The organism is Pseudomonas sp. SH10-3B, from assembly GCF_019891415.1.
Taxonomy (GTDB): Bacteria; Pseudomonadota; Gammaproteobacteria; order Pseudomonadales; family Pseudomonadaceae; genus Aquipseudomonas.
Map to the genome: position 1 here is coordinate 180378 of NZ_JAFLXD010000004.1, position 16121 is coordinate 196498.

Below are 16121 nucleotides of genomic sequence, written 5' to 3' on the forward strand. Positions count from 1 at the left end.
GTTGTTACTGGGCGTCAAACGCCTGCCCATTGATGCCGGTACTGTCCGGCCCCATCAGGTACAGGTACACCGGCATGATCTCTTCCGGTGCCGGCCTTTCCATCGGGTTCTCCCCTGGATACGCCTGGGCCCGCATGCTGGTGCGCGTACCGCCCGGGTTGATGCTGTTGGCCCTTACTGCAGCCACGTCTTCGAGCTCATCCGCCAGGGTTTGCATCAAGCCTTCAGTGGCAAATTTCGACACACCATAAGCCCCCCAATACGCCCGGCCCTTGCGCCCAACGCTGCTGGAGGTGAACACCACCGACGCGTCCTGGGACAGCTTGAGCAGCGGCAACAACGTGCTGGTGAGCATGAACATCGCGTTGACGTTGATGTGCATCACCCGCATGAAGTTCTCGCCGGACAACTGCTCGATCGGCGTACGCGGGCCGATGATCGAGGCGTTGTGCAGCAGGCCGTCGAGGTGGCCGAATTCTTTTTCGATCATCGCGGCCAGCTCATCGTATTGATGGGGCAGGGCCGTCTCCAGGTTGAACGGGATCACCACCGGCTGCGGGTGGCCGGCCGCTTCGATTTCGTCATACACCTGGGCCAGGTTGGCTTCGGTCTTGCCCAACAACAGCACGGTCGCGCCATGAGCCGCGTAGGTTTTCGCCGCCGCCGCGCCAATGCCGCGACCGGCGCCGGTCACCAGGATGACCCGGTCTTTGAGCAGTTCTGGACGTGCAGAGTAATCAAACATAAAAAGCCTCGACAGAGTTCAGCGGGTTACAAACACCCATCTTGAGCGCAGTGAAGATCCAAATGTGGGGGGGGGGGCAAGCCCACTCCCACATTGGATACTCCTTAGTCAGTAGATCGAGCGAGCCATCAGCAACTGCACAGCGCGTTATCCAACACCTTGCGCAGTTCCAGCGGGTGGTCCACCACCACATCCGCGCCCCAGTGACGCGGGTTGTCGTCCGGGTGGATATAGCCGTAGGTCACCGCCGCCGTGCGGGTGCCGGCGTCGCGGCCAGACTCGATGTCACGCAGGTCGTCGCCCACGAACAGCACGCTGGCCGGGTCCAGGCCGAGCATCTTGCACGCCAGGATCATCGGCTCCGGGTCCGGCTTGCTGTTTTTCACGTGGTCCGGGCAGATGAGCAGGGCCGAACGCTCGGCCAGGCCCAACTGCTGCATGATCGGCTCGGCGAAGCGCAGTGGCTTGTTGGTGACCACGCCCCAGATCAGCTTGGCCTTCTCGATGTCTTCGAGAAGCTCGGCCATGCCGTCGAACAATTTGCTGTGGACGGCGCAACCCTTCAGGTAACGCTCGAGGAATTCCAGGCGCAGTGCTTCAAAGCCAGGCGTTTCCGGGTCCATCGAGAAGGTCACGGCGACCATCGCCCGTGCACCGCCGGAGATTTCATCGCGGATGTGCTGGGGATTGATCGGTGGCAGGCCACGGTCGGCACGCATGGCCTGGCAGATGGCGATAAAGTCCGGCGCGGTGTCCAGCAGGGTACCGTCCATGTCGAAGAGAACCGCTCGCAACTTCACAGGCTTATTCCTCGCGCAGGGTCTGGATCATGTAGTTGACGTCGACGTCGCTGGCCAGCTTGTAGTGCTTGGTCAGTGGGTTGTAGGTCAGGCCGATGATGTCCTTGACGGTCAGCCCGGCCTGGCGGCTCCACGCGCCCAGTTCGGACGGGCGGATGAATTTCTTGAAGTCATGGGTGCCGCGCGGCAGCAGCTTCATGATGTATTCGGCGCCGATGATCGCGAACAGATAGGCCTTGGGGTTGCGGTTGATGGTGGAGAAGAACACCTGGCCGCCCGGCTTGACCATGCGGAAGCAGGCGCGGATCACCGAGGAGGGGTCTGGCACGTGCTCCAGCATTTCCAGGCAGGTGACCACGTCGAACTGCTCCGGCATTTCTTCGGCCAGGGCCTCGGCGGTGATCTGGCGATATTCCACGCTCACACCGGATTCCAACTGGTGCAGCCGGGCCACGGCCAGCGGCGCTTCGCCCATGTCGATTCCCATCACGGTGGCGCCGCGCTGGGCCATGGCTTCGCTGAGGATGCCGCCGCCGCAACCCACGTCGAGCACCTTTTTGCCGGCCAGGTTGACGCGTTCGTCAATCCAGTTGACCCGCAGCGGGTTGATGTCGTGCAGGGGTTTGAACTCGCTTTCGCGGTCCCACCAGCGGTGGGCCAGGGCTTCAAACTTGGCGATTTCGGCGTGGTCGACGTTGCTCATGGTGAATCCTCTAAATCTGATAAATCGGTTTGTCGGTGCCGAACACGCAGGCTCAGCACCTTCGTTATTCGCTGTGCCCGCTGATGCGTTGGCCCCAGGCAATGGCCGTAGCGGTCAACTGTTGTTCGTCCATGCGGGTGAGTTGCCGGTCGTCGAGCAACTGCTTGCCGGCGACCCAAAGGTGTTTCACGCAATCGCGTCCGGTGGCATATATAAGCTGTGAGACCGGATCGTAGATCGGTTGTTGCGCCAGCCCGGTCAGATCGAAAGCGACCATATCCGCCGCCTTGCCCACTTCCAGGGAGCCGATTTCGCTTTCCAGGCCCATGGCGCGCGCACCGTTGAGCGTAGCCATGCGCAGCGCACGGTGCGCGTCCAGGGCGGTGGCCGAACCGGCGACGGCCTTGGCCAGCATCGCTGCGGTACGGGTTTCGCCCAGCAGGTCCAGGTCGTTGTTGCTGGCGGCGCCGTCGGTGCCAATGGCCACATTCACCCCAGCCTGCCACAGGCGCTCCACCGGGCAAAAGCCGCTGGCCAGTTTCAGGTTGGATTCCGGGCAATGGATGACACTGGTGTTGCTTTCTACCAGCAAAGCCAGGTCGTCCTCGCTGATTTGGGTCATATGAACGGCCTGGAAGCGCGGGCCCAGCAGTCCGAGGCGACCCAGACGTGCCAATGGCCGTTCACCGGTCTGTTCGACGGCCTGTTGTACCTCGAAGGCGGTTTCGTGCACATGCATATGGATCGCGGCGTCCAGCTCTTCGGCGATTACCCGGATTTTTTCCAGGTTGGCATCGCACACGGTGTAGGGCGCGTGGGGGCCGAAGGTGATCTTGATGCGCGGGTGGTGCTTGAGGTCGCCGAACAGCTCGATACCCTGGCGGATAGCCTCATCAGCGGTGCTGGCGCCGGGAATCGGGAAGTCGAGGATCGGAATCGCGATCTGCGCACGCATGCCGCTGTTGTGTACGCAATCGCTGGCGACCTTGGGGTAGAAATACATGTCCGAGAAGCAGGTAATGCCGCCCTTGAGCTGCTCGGCAATGGCCAGGTCGGTGCCGTCACGTACGAAGGCCTCGTCGACCCACTTGGCTTCGGCGGGCCAGATGTGTTTTTCCAGCCAGGTCATCAAGGGCAGATCATCAGCCAGGCCGCGAAACAGACTCATCGCCGCATGCCCGTGGGCGTTGATCAGGCCGGGACTGAGCAGCATGCCCGGCAGTTCGCGTACTTCAGTGGCGCAAAGCTTCAGCGCCGCAGCCCGTGGCCCGATAAAGGCAATCCGCCCATCGCGGATGCCCACGCCATGGTCCTTGAGCACCACGCCAGCAGGTTCGACAGGTACCAGCCAGGTTGGCAATAGCAGTAAGTCGAGCGGGGCGGCAGTGGAGGTCATCGCAGGCTTCTTCCTGGGCAGCTATAAAAGAAGCGCGAAGTATACCCGAGCGTCCTGGCTGGCGGATCGCTATAATCGGCGGCTTTTGTTGATGAGTACGGGGTGAGGGATGCGCGATCGACTGTTGGCAGCGGAGAAAGTGAAGGCCATCGATTGGCGTGATGGCACGCTGCACCTGCTCGATCAACGTGCCTTGCCGTCCCAGGAAAACTGGGTGGCCTGTTCCACGGTGGATGAAGTGGCAGCGGCCATTCGCGCCATGGTGGTGCGTGGCGCGCCGGCCATCGGCATCAGCGCGGCCTATGGCCTGGTGCTCGCCGCTCGCGAACGTATCGCCGAGGGCGGTGACTGGCAGGCCGCATGGGAAGAGGATTACGCGCTACTGGCCGATACCCGTCCGACCGCCTCGAACCTGTTCTGGGCGCTCAAGCGCATGCGCGATCGCCTGGACCGCGTCAAGAAGCACGCCGATCCGCTGGCGGTGCTGGAGGCCGAAGCGATTGCGATCCATGAAAGCGACCGGGAAGCCAACCTCGTCATGGCCCAGTTGGGTGTTGAGCGGATTCGCAAGCATCAGGGCAACGCCCAGGCGATTTTGACCCATGGCAACGCCGGCGCCTTGGCGACGGGCGGTGTCGGTACGGCCCTCGGGGTGATTCGTGCCGCCTTCCTGGAAGGCTTGGTCGAGCACGTCTACGCCAATGAAACCCGTCCGTGGCTGCAAGGCTCGCGGCTGACCGCCTGGGAGCTGGCGGGCGAGGGTATCCCGGTCACAGTGAATGCCGACTCGGCGGGCGCACATATCCTCAAGACCAAGGGCATCACCTGGGTGATCGTCGGCGCTGATTGCATTGCCGCCAATGGCGATGTGATCGGCAAGATCGGCACCTATCAATTGGCGGTGTGCGCCATGCACCACGGCGTGCGTTTCATGGTGGTGGCGTCGAGTTCGACCCTGGACCTGATGATGGCCACTGGCGACGATGTCGCCTTAGAAGAGCGTGACGCCGACGAGTTGCTGGAAGTCTCCGGCCAACGCTTTGCCGCCGATGTGAGTGCGTTCAACCCTGTGTTCGATGTGACCCCGGCCGACCTGATCGATGTGATCGTGACTGAGAAGGGCGTGGTTGAACGGCCGGATACGGCTAAATTGGCCAAGTTGATGTGCCGTAAGCGGCTGCATTGAGGGCTGTGGTAGGTGTGAAATGGCTATCGGGGCAAGCTCCCTCACACACTTGAATGGTGAGCAACGTCAAACTGTGGGAGGGGCTTGCCCCCGATTGGCCCTTAAAGTCAATAAAACCCTCAGATCCACCCTCAAAAAAAAGCACCACCCCATCTCTGAGCCCCTCTCGTCGCCCTCAAGCCTGTCATCCGTCAAATTACTAGTCTCCATGCGCATCAGGGGGATAGGTGCGTGGCGGCGATTGTGATAACATCCGGCGGTTTCCAGGGCCGCCCCCAGGGGGTGCCCATAACGTGCAGATCCGTGTCATAACTCGTTGATTTGTCGTAAGTCGTTGTCAGGCACTGTGCCGGCAGCGGCGAGCTTCGTTCGTCCCATATGGATACGACGAGGTTTCACCCGAAAAAGGAATCAGGCTTCTCATGGGCGAACTGGCCAAAGAAATCCTCCCGGTCAATATCGAAGACGAGCTGAAACAGTCCTACCTCGACTACGCGATGAGCGTAATTGTCGGTCGGGCACTGCCTGATGCGCGCGACGGCTTGAAGCCCGTGCACCGGCGTGTGCTGTTCGCAATGAGCGAGCTGGGTAACGACTGGAACAAGCCGTACAAGAAATCTGCCCGTGTTGTCGGTGACGTGATCGGTAAGTATCACCCTCACGGCGACACTGCGGTGTACGACACCATCGTTCGGATGGCCCAGCCGTTTTCCCTGCGCTACCTGTTGGTAGACGGCCAGGGCAACTTCGGTTCGGTCGACGGCGACAACGCCGCGGCCATGCGATACACCGAAGTGCGCATGACCAAGCTGGCGCACGAGCTGCTGGCTGACCTGCACAAAGAAACCGTGGACTGGGTGCCGAACTACGACGGCACCGAAATGATCCCGGCTGTCATGCCTACCCGGATCCCCAACCTGCTGGTCAACGGTTCCAGCGGTATCGCCGTGGGCATGGCCACCAACATCCCGCCACACAACCTCGGTGAAGTCATCGACGGTTGCCTGGCGCTTATCGACAATCCTGAGCTGACCGTCGATGAGCTGATGCAATACATCCCCGGTCCGGACTTCCCGACCGCCGCGATCATCAACGGTCGCGCCGGCATCATCGAAGCCTACCGCACCGGTCGCGGCCGCATTTACATGCGCGCCCGCTCGATGATCGAAGACATCGACAAGGTCGGTGGCCGCCAGCAGATCGTCATCACCGAACTCCCTTACCAGTTGAACAAGGCGCGTCTGATCGAGAAGATCGCCGAGCTGGTTAAAGAGAAGAAGCTCGAAGGCATCACCGAACTGCGCGACGAGTCCGACAAAGACGGTATGCGCGTGGTGATCGAGCTGCGTCGTGGCGAAGTGCCTGAGGTGATCCTCAACAACCTCTACGCCCAGACCCAGCTGCAAAGCGTGTTTGGTATCAACGTGGTTGCACTGATCGACGGCCGTCCGCGCATCCTGAACCTCAAGGATCTGCTGGAAGCCTTCGTACGTCACCGTCGCGAAGTCGTTACCCGCCGTACCGTGTTCGAATTGCGTAAGGCCCGCGAGCGCGGTCACATCCTGGAAGGCCAGGCTGTGGCACTGTCGAACATCGACCCGGTCATCGCCCTGATCAAGGCTTCGCCGACGCCGTCGGAAGCCAAGGAAGCGCTGATCAAGATGCCATGGGAATCCAGCGCCGTCGTGGCGATGGTTGAACGTGCCGGCGCCGACTCGTGCCGCCCGGAGACACTGGACCCGCAATACGGTCTGCGTGACGGCAAGTACTTCCTGTCGCCGGAACAGGCCCAGGCTATCCTGGAACTGCGCCTGCACCGCCTGACCGGCCTGGAGCACGAGAAGCTGCTGGCCGAGTACCAGGAGATCCTCAACCAGATCGGCGAGCTGATCCGCATCCTCAACAGCGCCGTGCGCCTGATGGAAGTGATCCGCGAAGAGCTGGAAGTGATCCGCGCCGAATACGGCGACGTGCGCCGTACCGAAATCCTCGATGCCCGCCTCGACCTGACCCTGGGTGACATGATCCCGGAAGAAGAGCGCGTGGTGACCATCTCCCACGGTGGTTATGCCAAGACCCAGCCATTGGCTGCTTACCAGGCCCAGCGTCGTGGCGGTAAAGGTAAATCGGCTACCGGCGTGAAGGATGAGGACTACATCGCTCACCTGCTGGTCGCCAACAGCCACACCACGCTGTTGCTGTTCTCCAGCAAGGGCAAGGTTTACTGGCTCAAGACCTACGAAATCCCGGAAGCCTCCCGTGCTGCCCGTGGTCGTCCGTTGGTCAACCTGCTGCCGCTGGACAGTGATGAATACATCACCACCATGCTGCCAGTCGATGAATACACCGAAGGTCACTTCATCTTCATGGCCACCGCCAAAGGCACCGTGAAGAAGACCCCGCTGGAATCCTTCAGCCGCCAACGCAGCGTGGGCCTGATCGCCCTGGAGCTGGACGAAGGCGACGTACTGATCAGCGCAGCCATTACCGATGGCGAGCGTGAAGTCATGCTGTTCTCCGACGGTGGCAAAGTGACACGCTTCAAGGAATCCGACGTTCGCGCCATGGGCCGTACCGCCCGCGGTGTGCGCGGCATGCGCCTGCCGGAAGGGCAGAAGCTGATTTCGATGCTGATCCCCGAAGAAGGCAGCCAGATCCTCACCGCTTCCGAGCGTGGCTATGGCAAGCGTACCGCCATCAGCGAGTTCCCGGAGTACAAGCGTGGCGGCCAAGGCGTTATCGCCATGGTCAGCAACGATCGCAATGGCCGTCTGGTCGGCGCGGTCCAGGTGCTCGATGGCGAGGAAATCATGCTGATTTCCGACCAGGGCACCCTGGTACGTACCCGTGTGGCTGAAGTGTCGAGCCTGGGCCGTAACACCCAGGGTGTGACCTTGATCAAGCTGGCCAAGGACGAAAAACTGGTCGGCCTGGAGCGTGTCCAGGAGCCGTCGGAAGTCGAAGGCGAAGAGCTGGAAGGTGAGGAGTTTGAAGGCGAGGTGATCGCAACAGGCGATGACAACGTCGACGAGCCAACCCTCGATGCTGCCGCAGACGAAGAAGAACCGCAGGAATAAGCGGACACACAGGGGGCGGATGAAGATTCGCCCCCTTGTTGTTTGTCCCCTTTGAAAGTATTGAAACCCGATTTATTGCACCACCCCACCAGATCAGAGTGAGATTGGATGTGAGCAAGAGAGCCTATAACTTCTGTGCCGGTCCCGCGGCGCTTCCTGAAGCAGTCCTGCAGCGTGCGCAGGGTGAACTCCTCGACTGGCATGGAAAAGGCCTCTCCGTGATGGAAATGAGCCATCGCAGCGATGAGTTCGTGTCCATTGCCACCAAGGCCGAGCAGGATCTGCGCGACTTGCTCGATATTCCATCCAATTACAAAGTGCTGTTCCTGCAGGGCGGTGCGAGCCAGCAGTTCGCCCAGATCCCGCTGAACCTGCTGCCGGAAGACGGCACTGCCGACTACATCGACACCGGTATCTGGGGGCAGAAGGCTATTGAAGAGGCCTCGCGCTACGGTCACGTCAACGTGGCCGGCACCGCCAAGCCCTACGACTACTTCGCCATTCCAGGTCAGAACGAATGGAAGCTGTCGAAGGATGCGGCCTACGTGCACTACGTCGCGAACGAAACCATCGGCGGCCTGGAATTCGACTGGGTGCCGGAAGTCGGCGATGTTCCGCTGGTGTGCGACATGTCCTCGGACATTCTCTCGCGGCCTATCGATGTATCACGCTACGGCATGATCTACGCCGGGGCGCAGAAGAACATCGGCCCGAGCGGCATCCTGGTCAACATCGTCCGTGAAGACCTGCTGGGTCGCGCGCGCTCGCTGTGCCCGACCATGCTCAACTACAAGGTCGCGGCCGACAACGGCTCGATGTACAACACCCCGCCGGCCTTCGCCTGGTACCTCTCGGGCCTGGTGTTCGAGTGGCTGAAAGAGCAGGGCGGTGTGGCTGCCATGGGCAAGCTCAACGAAGAGAAGAAGCGCACCCTGTACGACTTCATCGACGCCAGCGGCCTGTACAGCAACCCGATCAACCTGACCGACCGCTCGTGGATGAACGTGCCGTTCCGTCTGGCTGACGACCGCCTGGACAAGCCATTCCTCGCCGGTGCCGACGCGCGCGGCCTGTTGAACCTCAAGGGCCACCGTTCGGTGGGTGGCATGCGCGCCTCCATCTACAACGCTGTCGACATCCACGCGATCAACGCGCTGGTTGCCTACATGGCAGAGTTCGAAAAGGAACACGGCTAATGTCTGAACAAGAACTCAAGGCCCTGCGTGTACGCATTGATAGCCTGGACGAGAAAGTCCTGGAGCTGATCAGTGAGCGTGCGCGCTGCGCCCAGGAAGTGGCCCGGGTGAAGATGGCGTCCCTGGCGGAAGGCGAAGTGCCGGTGTTCTACCGGCCGGAGCGTGAAGCCCAGGTGCTCAAGCGCGTGATGGAGCGCAACAAGGGCCCATTGGGCAACGAAGAGATGGCGCGGTTGTTCCGTGAAATCATGTCGTCGTGCCTGGCGCTGGAGCAGCCGCTGAAAGTGGCGTATCTCGGCCCGGAAGGCACCTTCACCCAGGCGGCGGCCATGAAGCACTTTGGCCACGCGGTGATCAGCAAGCCAATGGCGGCCATCGACGAGGTGTTTCGTGAGGTGGCGGCCGGCGCGGTGAATTTTGGCGTGGTGCCGGTGGAAAACTCCACCGAAGGCGCGGTCAACCACACGCTGGACAGCTTCCTTGAGCACGACATGGTGATCTGCGGCGAAGTCGAGCTGCGCATCCACCATCACCTGCTGGTGGGCGAGAGTACCAAGACCGATAGCATCAGCCGCATCTATTCCCATGCCCAGTCCCTGGCCCAGTGCCGCAAGTGGCTGGACGCCCATTACCCGAATGTCGAGCGCGTGGCGGTGTCCAGCAACGCCGAAGCGGCCAAGCGGGTCAAGGGTGAGTGGAATTCGGCGGCGATCGCCGGTGATATGGCCGCTGGCCTGTATGGTCTGACGCGCCTGGCCGAGAAAATCGAGGATCGCCCGGACAACTCCACGCGTTTCCTGATGATCGGCAGCCAGGAAGTGCCGCCGACCGGCGACGACAAGACTTCGATCATCGTCTCCATGAGTAACAAGCCCGGCGCACTGCATGAGCTGCTGGTGCCGTTCCACGACAACGGGATTGACCTGACGCGCATCGAGACTCGTCCTTCGCGCAGCGGTAAATGGACCTACGTGTTCTTTATCGACTTCATCGGCCACCACCGCGATCCGCTGGTCAAAGGCGTGCTGGAGAAGATCAGTCAGGAAGCCGTGGCACTCAAGGTGCTGGGCTCTTACCCGAAAGCGGTTTTGTGAGGCTTTAACATGAGTGGCAACTTCCTCGCCCTGGCTCAGCCGGGCGTGCAACAACTGTCGCCTTACGTTCCGGGTAAGCCTGTGGACGAGCTGGCGCGTGAGTTGAACCTGGATCCTTCCAAGATCGTCAAGCTGGCGAGTAACGAGAATCCATTGGGTCCAAGCCCCAAGGTATTGGCGGAGATTCGTGAAGAGTTGGCCGAGCTGACCCGTTACCCGGACGGCAATGGCTTCGCCCTCAAGTCCCTGCTTGCAGAAACATGCCGGGTCGAGCTGAACCAGGTCACCCTGGGCAACGGCTCCAACGACATCCTCGAACTGGTCGGCCGTGCCTACCTGGCGCCGGGCCTGAACGCCGTGTTCAGCGAGCACGCGTTTGCGGTCTACCCGATCGTCACCCAGGCAGTCGGTGCCGACGCCCGCGTGATTCCCGCCAAGGACTGGGGCCACGACCTGCCGGCCATGCTGGCCGCCATTGATGCCCAGACCCGCGTTGTGTTTATCGCCAACCCGAACAACCCGACCGGCACCTGGTTCGATGCGCAAGCGCTCAACGACTTCCTGCAAGACGTGCCTGAGCATGTACTGGTGGTGTTGGACGAAGCCTATATCGAGTACGCCGAAGGCAGCGACCTGCCGGACGGCCTGGATTTCCTGGCGGCCTACCCGAACCTGCTGGTGTCGCGCACTTTCTCCAAGGCCTATGGCCTGGCGTCGCTGCGGGTGGGCTATGGCCTGTCGACTGCGGTGGTTGCCGATGTACTGAACCGCGTGCGCCAGCCGTTCAACGTTAACAGTCTCGCCTTGGCGGCGGCCTGTGCGGCGGTGAAGGATGCCGAGTACCTTGAGGAAAGTCGTCGCATCAACGCAAACGGCATGCTGCAGTTGCAGGATGGTTTCCGTGAGTTGGGCCTGGGCTGGATTCCATCCAAGGGCAACTTCATCTGTGTCGACCTCGGCCAAGTGGCTGCTCCTGTGTTCCAGGGGCTGTTGCGCGAGGGCGTGATCGTGCGGCCGGTGGCCAACTACGGCATGCCGAACCACCTGCGGATCACCATCGGCTTGCCGGCTGAAAACAGTCGCTTCCTGGAGGCGCTGGCCAAGGTTCTGGCTCGTGGTTGATGTCACTGCATTGCAACCTGCTGTGCCTATGATCGGTCGCCTGGTGGTGGTGGGTTTGGGCTTGATCGGTGGCTCCTTCGCCAAGGGCCTGCGCGAAAGCGGGCTATGCGGCGAAGTGGTCGGCGTGGACCTGGACCCGCAATCGCGCAAGCTGGCGGTGGAGTTGGGTGTGGTGGATCGCTGTGAGGCGGACCTGGCGCTGGCATGTCAGGGGGCTGACGTCATTCAGCTCGCGGTGCCGATCCTGGCCATGGAGAAACTGCTGGCGGTATTGGCCGGCATGGACCTGGGGCAAGCGATCCTGACGGATGTCGGCAGTGCCAAGGGCAATGTGGTGCGTGCGGCGCAACTGGCTTTTGGCGGTATGCCTGCGCGCTTCGTGCCCGGCCATCCGATTGCCGGTTCCGAGCAGAGCGGGGTGGAGGCGTCCAATGCGCAGTTGTTCCGCCGCCATAAAGTGATCCTGACGCCGCTGGAGCAAACCGATCCAGCCGCGCTGGCCGTGGTGGATCGTCTCTGGCGTGAGCTGGGGGCGGACGTGGAGCATATGCAGGTCGAGCGCCACGACGAAGTGCTGGCGGCGACCAGCCATTTGCCGCATTTGTTGGCATTCGGCCTGGTGGACTCCTTGGCCAAGCGCAACGAAAACCTTGAGATTTTCCGTTACGCCGCCGGTGGCTTCCGCGATTTCACGCGGATTGCCGGCAGCGATCCGGTGATGTGGCACGACATCTTTCTCGCCAATCGCGAAGCGGTGTTGCGCACCCTGGACACCTTCCGCAGTGATCTCGACGCCTTGCGCGACGCAGTCGATGCCGGGGACGGCCATCAACTATTGGGCGTGTTCACCCGTGCGCGGGTGGCGCGTGAGCATTTCAGCAAGATCCTGGCTCGCCGGGCCTATATGGAAACCGCTGTGAACGCCGATGACCTGACCTTCCTCGCCAACCCGGGCGGCCGCTTGAGCGGCCGTATCCGGGTGCCGGGTGACAAGTCGATCTCCCATCGGTCGATCATGCTGGGCTCGTTGGCTGACGGTGTGACCGAGGTCGAAGGTTTCCTGGAGGGCGAAGATGCCCTGGCAACCTTGCAGGCGTTTCGTGACATGGGCGTGGTGATTGAGGGGCCGCACCATGGGCGCGTGACCATTCATGGTGTGGGCTTGCACGGCTTGAAGCCGGCGCCGGGGCCTATCTACCTGGGTAATTCCGGTACATCCATGCGCCTGCTGTCCGGTTTGTTGGCGGCGCAACGTTTTGACAGTGTGTTGACCGGCGATGCTTCCCTGTCCAAGCGCCCGATGAATCGCGTGGCCAAGCCATTGCGGGAAATGGGGGCGGTGATCGAAACCGGGCCGCAAGGGTGTCCGCCGCTGACCATCCGTGGTGGCCAGACGCTGAAAGGCCTGGCTTATACGCTGCCGATGGCCAGTGCCCAGGTCAAATCCTGTCTGTTGCTGGCGGGGCTGTATGCCGAAGGTAAAACCGCAGTGACCGAGCCTGCGCCGACCCGCGACCATACCGAGCGTATGTTGCGCGGTTTTGGTTATCCGGTTGTGGTGGCGGGTGCTACCGCGTCGGTGGAATCGGGCCATGTGCTGACGGCTACCCATATTGAAGTGCCGGGGGACATCTCATCTTCGGCATTCTTCCTGGTGGCTGCTTCGATTGCCGAGGGGTCCGAGCTGTTGCTGGAGCATGTCGGCATAAACCCTACTCGTACCGGGGTGGTCGATATCCTGCGGCTGATGGGCGCCGATATCACTCTGGAAAACCAGCGCGTAGTCGGTGGCGAGCCTGTCGCTGACCTGCGTGTGCGTGCTGCTGCGCTCAAGGGTATCGAGATTCCAGAAGCGCTGGTGCCCTTGGCCATCGATGAGTTTCCGGTGTTGTTCGTCGCAGCGGCCTGCGCTGAAGGCCGAACTATTTTGCGTGGCGCTGAGGAGTTGCGCGTCAAGGAGTCTGACCGTATTCAGGTCATGGCCGACGGTCTGCTGGCGTTGGGAGTGAAGTGTGAACCGACCCCCGATGGGATTATCATTGACGGTGGCCTGATGGGCGGTGGTGAAGTCCATGCCCATGGTGATCACCGGATTGCCATGGCGTTCAGTGTGGCTTCCCTGCGGGCAGCTGCGCCGATTCGTATCCATGACTGCGCCAATGTTGCTACGTCTTTTCCGAACTTTCTTACACTGTGTGCCCAAGTCGGCATGCGTGTTGCCCAAGAGGCTCAATTGTGAATATCAAATCACCGGTGATTACCATCGACGGGCCAAGCGGCTCGGGCAAAGGCACTATCGCCGGCATCCTGGCCAAGCGCCTGGGCTGGTGCCTGCTGGATTCTGGCGCGTTGTATCGTCTGCTGGCTTTTGCTGCGCGTAACCACGGCGTCGACCTGACCAACGAAGAGTCCCTGAAGCTGCTGGCCGCGCACCTCGATGTGCAGTTCGTCGGCGCGACGGAAGGTCATCCCCAGCGCATCATCCTGGAAGGGGATGATGTGACCGACGATTTACGTAATGAGCAGGTCGGCTCCTGGGCCTCGCAGGTTGCCGCGCTGCCGGCTGTGCGGGATGCGTTGCTGCAGCGTCAGCGCGCCTTCCAGGAGCCACCGGGCCTGGTGGCCGATGGCCGAGATATGGGCACGGTCGTGTTTCCTGAGGCGCCGTTGAAGATTTTCCTGACCGCCAGCGCCGAGGAACGGGCTCGCCGCCGTTACTTGCAGTTGAAGGGCAAAGTCGATGGTGTTAGTCTGTCGAGTCTGCTAGATGAGATCCGTGCACGCGATGAGCGTGATACCCAGCGCGCAGTAGCCCCGCTCAAGCCGGCGGCTGATGCCATACAGCTGGATTCCACGGAGTTGTCCATCGAGCAGGTGCTGGAACGCATCTTGAGTGAAATCGCCATTCGCGATATCGCCGGGTGATCAAGAAGGCCGCAGGGGACCAGTCATAGTCCTGCGGTGGCTTCTTTTAACTGAAACTGACCCACACCGTCTGGGGTGTGGAGATGGGCGTATTCTTCGCCCTTATCAACAGGAATTAAAATGAGCGAAAGCTTTGCGGAACTCTTTGAAGAAAGCCTAAAAACCCTGAACCTTCAGGCAGGCTCCATCATCACCGGTGTTATCGTTGATATCGATTACCAAGCTCGCTGGGTAACCGTTCACGCTGGTCTGAAGTCTGAAGCTCTGATCCCGCTGGAACAGTTCTACAACGATGCTGGCGATCTGACAATCAATGTCGGTGACGAAGTTCACGTTGCTCTGGACTCGGTTGAAGACGGTTTCGGTGAAACCAAGCTGTCCCGTGAAAAAGCCAAGCGCGCTGAATGCTGGATTGTTCTCGAAGCAGCCTTCGCAGCTGAAGAAGTGGTCAAGGGCGTTATCAACGGTAAGGTTAAAGGCGGCTTCACTGTCGACGTTAACGGCATCCGTGCGTTCCTGCCAGGTTCTTTGGTCGACGTTCGTCCTGTGCGCGACACCACGCACCTGGAAGGCAAAGAACTCGAATTCAAGGTCATCAAGCTCGACCAGAAGCGCAACAACGTTGTCGTTTCCCGTCGCAGCGTCCTGGAAGCAGAGAACTCCGCCGAGCGTGAAGCTCTGCTGGAATCCCTGCAGGAAGGCCAACAAGTCAAAGGTATCGTCAAGAACCTCACCGATTACGGCGCATTCGTCGATCTGGGTGGCGTCGATGGCCTGCTGCACATTACCGACATGGCTTGGAAGCGTATCAAGCATCCTTCCGAAATCGTCAATGTTGGCGACGAGATCGATGTCAAGGTTCTGAAATACGATCGCGAGCGCAACCGTGTTTCCCTGGGTCTGAAGCAACTGGGTGAAGATCCATGGGTTGCTATCAAAGCCCGTTACCCAGAAAGCACTCGCGTAACCGCGCGTGTTACCAACCTGACCGACTACGGCTGCTTCGCAGAGCTGGAAGAAGGCGTGGAAGGCCTGGTACACGTTTCCGAAATGGACTGGACCAACAAGAACATCCACCCTTCGAAAGTCGTACAAGTCGGCGACGAAGTGGAAGTTATGGTTCTGGACATCGACGAAGAGCGTCGTCGTATCTCTCTGGGCATCAAGCAGTGCAAATCTAACCCATGGGAAGATTTCTCTGGCCAGTTCAACAAGGGCGATAAAATCTCCGGCACCATCAAGTCGATCACCGATTTCGGTATCTTCATTGGTCTGGACGGCGGCATCGACGGCCTGGTTCACCTATCCGACATCTCCTGGAACGAAGTTGGCGAAGAAGCTGTTCGTCGTTTCAAGAAGGGCGACGAGCTGGACACCGTTATCCTGTCGGTTGACCCAGAGCGCGAGCGTATCTCCCTGGGTATCAAGCAACTGGAAAGCGATCCGTTCTCCGAGTACGTTCAAGAGAACGACAAAGGCGCCATCGTTAAAGGCACTGTGAAAGAAGTTGACGCCAAAGGCGCCATCATCGTTCTGGCCGACGATATCGAAGCGACTCTGAAAGCCTCCGAAATCAGCCGTGACCGCGTTGAAGACGCGCGCAACGTTCTGAAAGAAGGCCAGGAAGTAGAAGCCAAGATCATCAGCGTTGATCGCAAGAGCCGCGTGATCCAACTCTCCATCAAGTCGAAAGATGAAGTGGAAGAGAAAGAAGCAATCCAGAGCCTGAAATCGGCTCCGGAAGCTGCAACAGGCGAGACCACCATGGCCTCCCTGCTGCGCGAAGCAATGGCTAAGCAGAACTAAGTTCTGTAAGGCTGTAAAAAAAGGGCGACTTCGGTCGCCCTTTTTTATGCCTGAAATTCGTTGAATCCACG

12 protein-coding genes are annotated in these 16121 nt (G+C 60.6%); 8 read left to right on the plus strand and 4 right to left on the minus strand.

Translation table 11 applies throughout. The features are described 5' to 3' along the window. Window positions 1-4 precede the first annotated feature (4 nt). The 4 genes from J1G35_RS05130 to J1G35_RS05145 all read right to left on the minus strand — a co-directional run bounded on the left by J1G35_RS05130 (window position 5) and on the right by J1G35_RS05145 (window position 3644). On the minus strand, window positions 5-745 hold the full coding sequence (locus J1G35_RS05130) for a YciK family oxidoreductase (protein ID WP_053132440.1): 741 nt from the start codon (window positions 743-745) through the stop codon (window positions 5-7). A gap of 128 nt (window positions 746-873) precedes the next feature. After that, window positions 874-1545, minus strand: coding sequence for an N-acetylmuramic acid 6-phosphate phosphatase MupP (gene mupP / locus J1G35_RS05135; RefSeq protein ID WP_053132442.1), 672 nt, complete (start codon window positions 1543-1545; stop codon window positions 874-876). 4 nt (window positions 1546-1549) lie between these two features. Further along, the gene (gene ubiG / locus J1G35_RS05140) at window positions 1550-2248 is read right to left on the minus strand and encodes a bifunctional 2-polyprenyl-6-hydroxyphenol methylase/3-demethylubiquinol 3-O-methyltransferase UbiG (RefSeq protein WP_053132444.1); all 699 of its coding nucleotides are present in this window, start codon (window positions 2246-2248) and stop codon (window positions 1550-1552) included. A gap of 64 nt (window positions 2249-2312) precedes the next feature. Beyond that, on the minus strand, window positions 2313-3644 hold the full coding sequence (locus J1G35_RS05145; RefSeq protein WP_053132447.1) for a TRZ/ATZ family hydrolase: 1332 nt from the start codon (window positions 3642-3644) through the stop codon (window positions 2313-2315). Between the two features lie 109 nt (window positions 3645-3753). Between J1G35_RS05145 and mtnA the strand changes: the two genes are divergently transcribed. The 8 genes from mtnA (at window position 3754) to rpsA (ending at window position 16050) form a co-directional block, all read left to right on the plus strand. Next, entirely contained in the window at window positions 3754-4830 is a 1077-nt protein-coding gene (gene mtnA / locus J1G35_RS05150) for an S-methyl-5-thioribose-1-phosphate isomerase (protein ID WP_053132449.1), read from the plus strand. 422 nt (window positions 4831-5252) lie between these two features. Continuing rightward, window positions 5253-7907: a DNA gyrase subunit A gene (gyrA, locus tag J1G35_RS05155; protein WP_053132452.1), complete on the plus strand. Its 2655-nt coding sequence runs from the start codon at window positions 5253-5255 to the stop codon at window positions 7905-7907. 110 nt (window positions 7908-8017) lie between these two features. Further along, on the plus strand, window positions 8018-9103 hold the full coding sequence (serC, locus tag J1G35_RS05160) for a 3-phosphoserine/phosphohydroxythreonine transaminase (protein WP_065939348.1): 1086 nt from the start codon (window positions 8018-8020) through the stop codon (window positions 9101-9103). Then, a complete protein-coding gene (gene pheA, locus J1G35_RS05165) occupies window positions 9103-10197 on the plus strand; it encodes a prephenate dehydratase (RefSeq protein ID WP_053132458.1) in 1095 nt (364 codons plus the stop codon). Before serC ends, pheA begins: the two co-directional genes overlap by 1 nt. A gap of 9 nt (window positions 10198-10206) precedes the next feature. Further along, window positions 10207-11319, plus strand: a complete 1113-nt coding sequence (hisC, locus tag J1G35_RS05170; RefSeq protein WP_223013916.1) for a histidinol-phosphate transaminase — start codon at window positions 10207-10209, stop codon at window positions 11317-11319. 28 nt (window positions 11320-11347) lie between these two features. Then, window positions 11348-13558 (plus strand): bifunctional prephenate dehydrogenase/3-phosphoshikimate 1-carboxyvinyltransferase, encoded by a 2211-nt coding sequence (locus tag J1G35_RS05175; protein WP_262417164.1) that lies wholly within the window; start codon window positions 11348-11350, stop codon window positions 13556-13558. Next, window positions 13555-14244: a (d)CMP kinase gene (cmk, locus tag J1G35_RS05180; protein ID WP_053132468.1), complete on the plus strand. Its 690-nt coding sequence runs from the start codon at window positions 13555-13557 to the stop codon at window positions 14242-14244. The genes J1G35_RS05175 and cmk overlap by 4 nt, the downstream gene beginning before the upstream one ends. 120 nt (window positions 14245-14364) lie before the next feature. Next, window positions 14365-16050 carry a 30S ribosomal protein S1 gene (gene rpsA / locus J1G35_RS05185; RefSeq protein WP_027604177.1) on the plus strand — a complete coding sequence of 562 codons (1686 nt, stop codon included), beginning with the start codon at window positions 14365-14367 and terminating at the stop codon, window positions 16048-16050. Window positions 16051-16121 lie beyond the last annotated feature (71 nt).

Excerpts from the sequence above, each read along its gene's own strand:
- hisC (WP_223013916.1), top strand. The coding sequence starts at position 10,207 with ATGAGTGGCAACTTCCTCGCCCTGGCTCAGCCGGGCGTGCAACAACTG.
- pheA (WP_053132458.1), top strand. The coding sequence starts at position 9,103 with ATGTCTGAACAAGAACTCAAGGCCCTGCGTGTACGCATTGATAGCCTG.
- J1G35_RS05175 (WP_262417164.1), top strand. The coding sequence starts at position 11,348 with ATGATCGGTCGCCTGGTGGTGGTGGGTTTGGGCTTGATCGGTGGCTCC.
- gyrA (WP_053132452.1), top strand. The coding sequence starts at position 5,253 with ATGGGCGAACTGGCCAAAGAAATCCTCCCGGTCAATATCGAAGACGAG.
- rpsA (WP_027604177.1), top strand. The coding sequence starts at position 14,365 with ATGAGCGAAAGCTTTGCGGAACTCTTTGAAGAAAGCCTAAAAACCCTG.
- mtnA (WP_053132449.1), top strand. The coding sequence starts at position 3,754 with ATGCGCGATCGACTGTTGGCAGCGGAGAAAGTGAAGGCCATCGATTGG.
- J1G35_RS05145 (WP_053132447.1), bottom strand. The coding sequence starts at position 3,644 with ATGACCTCCACTGCCGCCCCGCTCGACTTACTGCTATTGCCAACCTGG.
- ubiG (WP_053132444.1), bottom strand. The coding sequence starts at position 2,248 with ATGAGCAACGTCGACCACGCCGAAATCGCCAAGTTTGAAGCCCTGGCC.
- J1G35_RS05130 (WP_053132440.1), bottom strand. The coding sequence starts at position 745 with ATGTTTGATTACTCTGCACGTCCAGAACTGCTCAAAGACCGGGTCATC.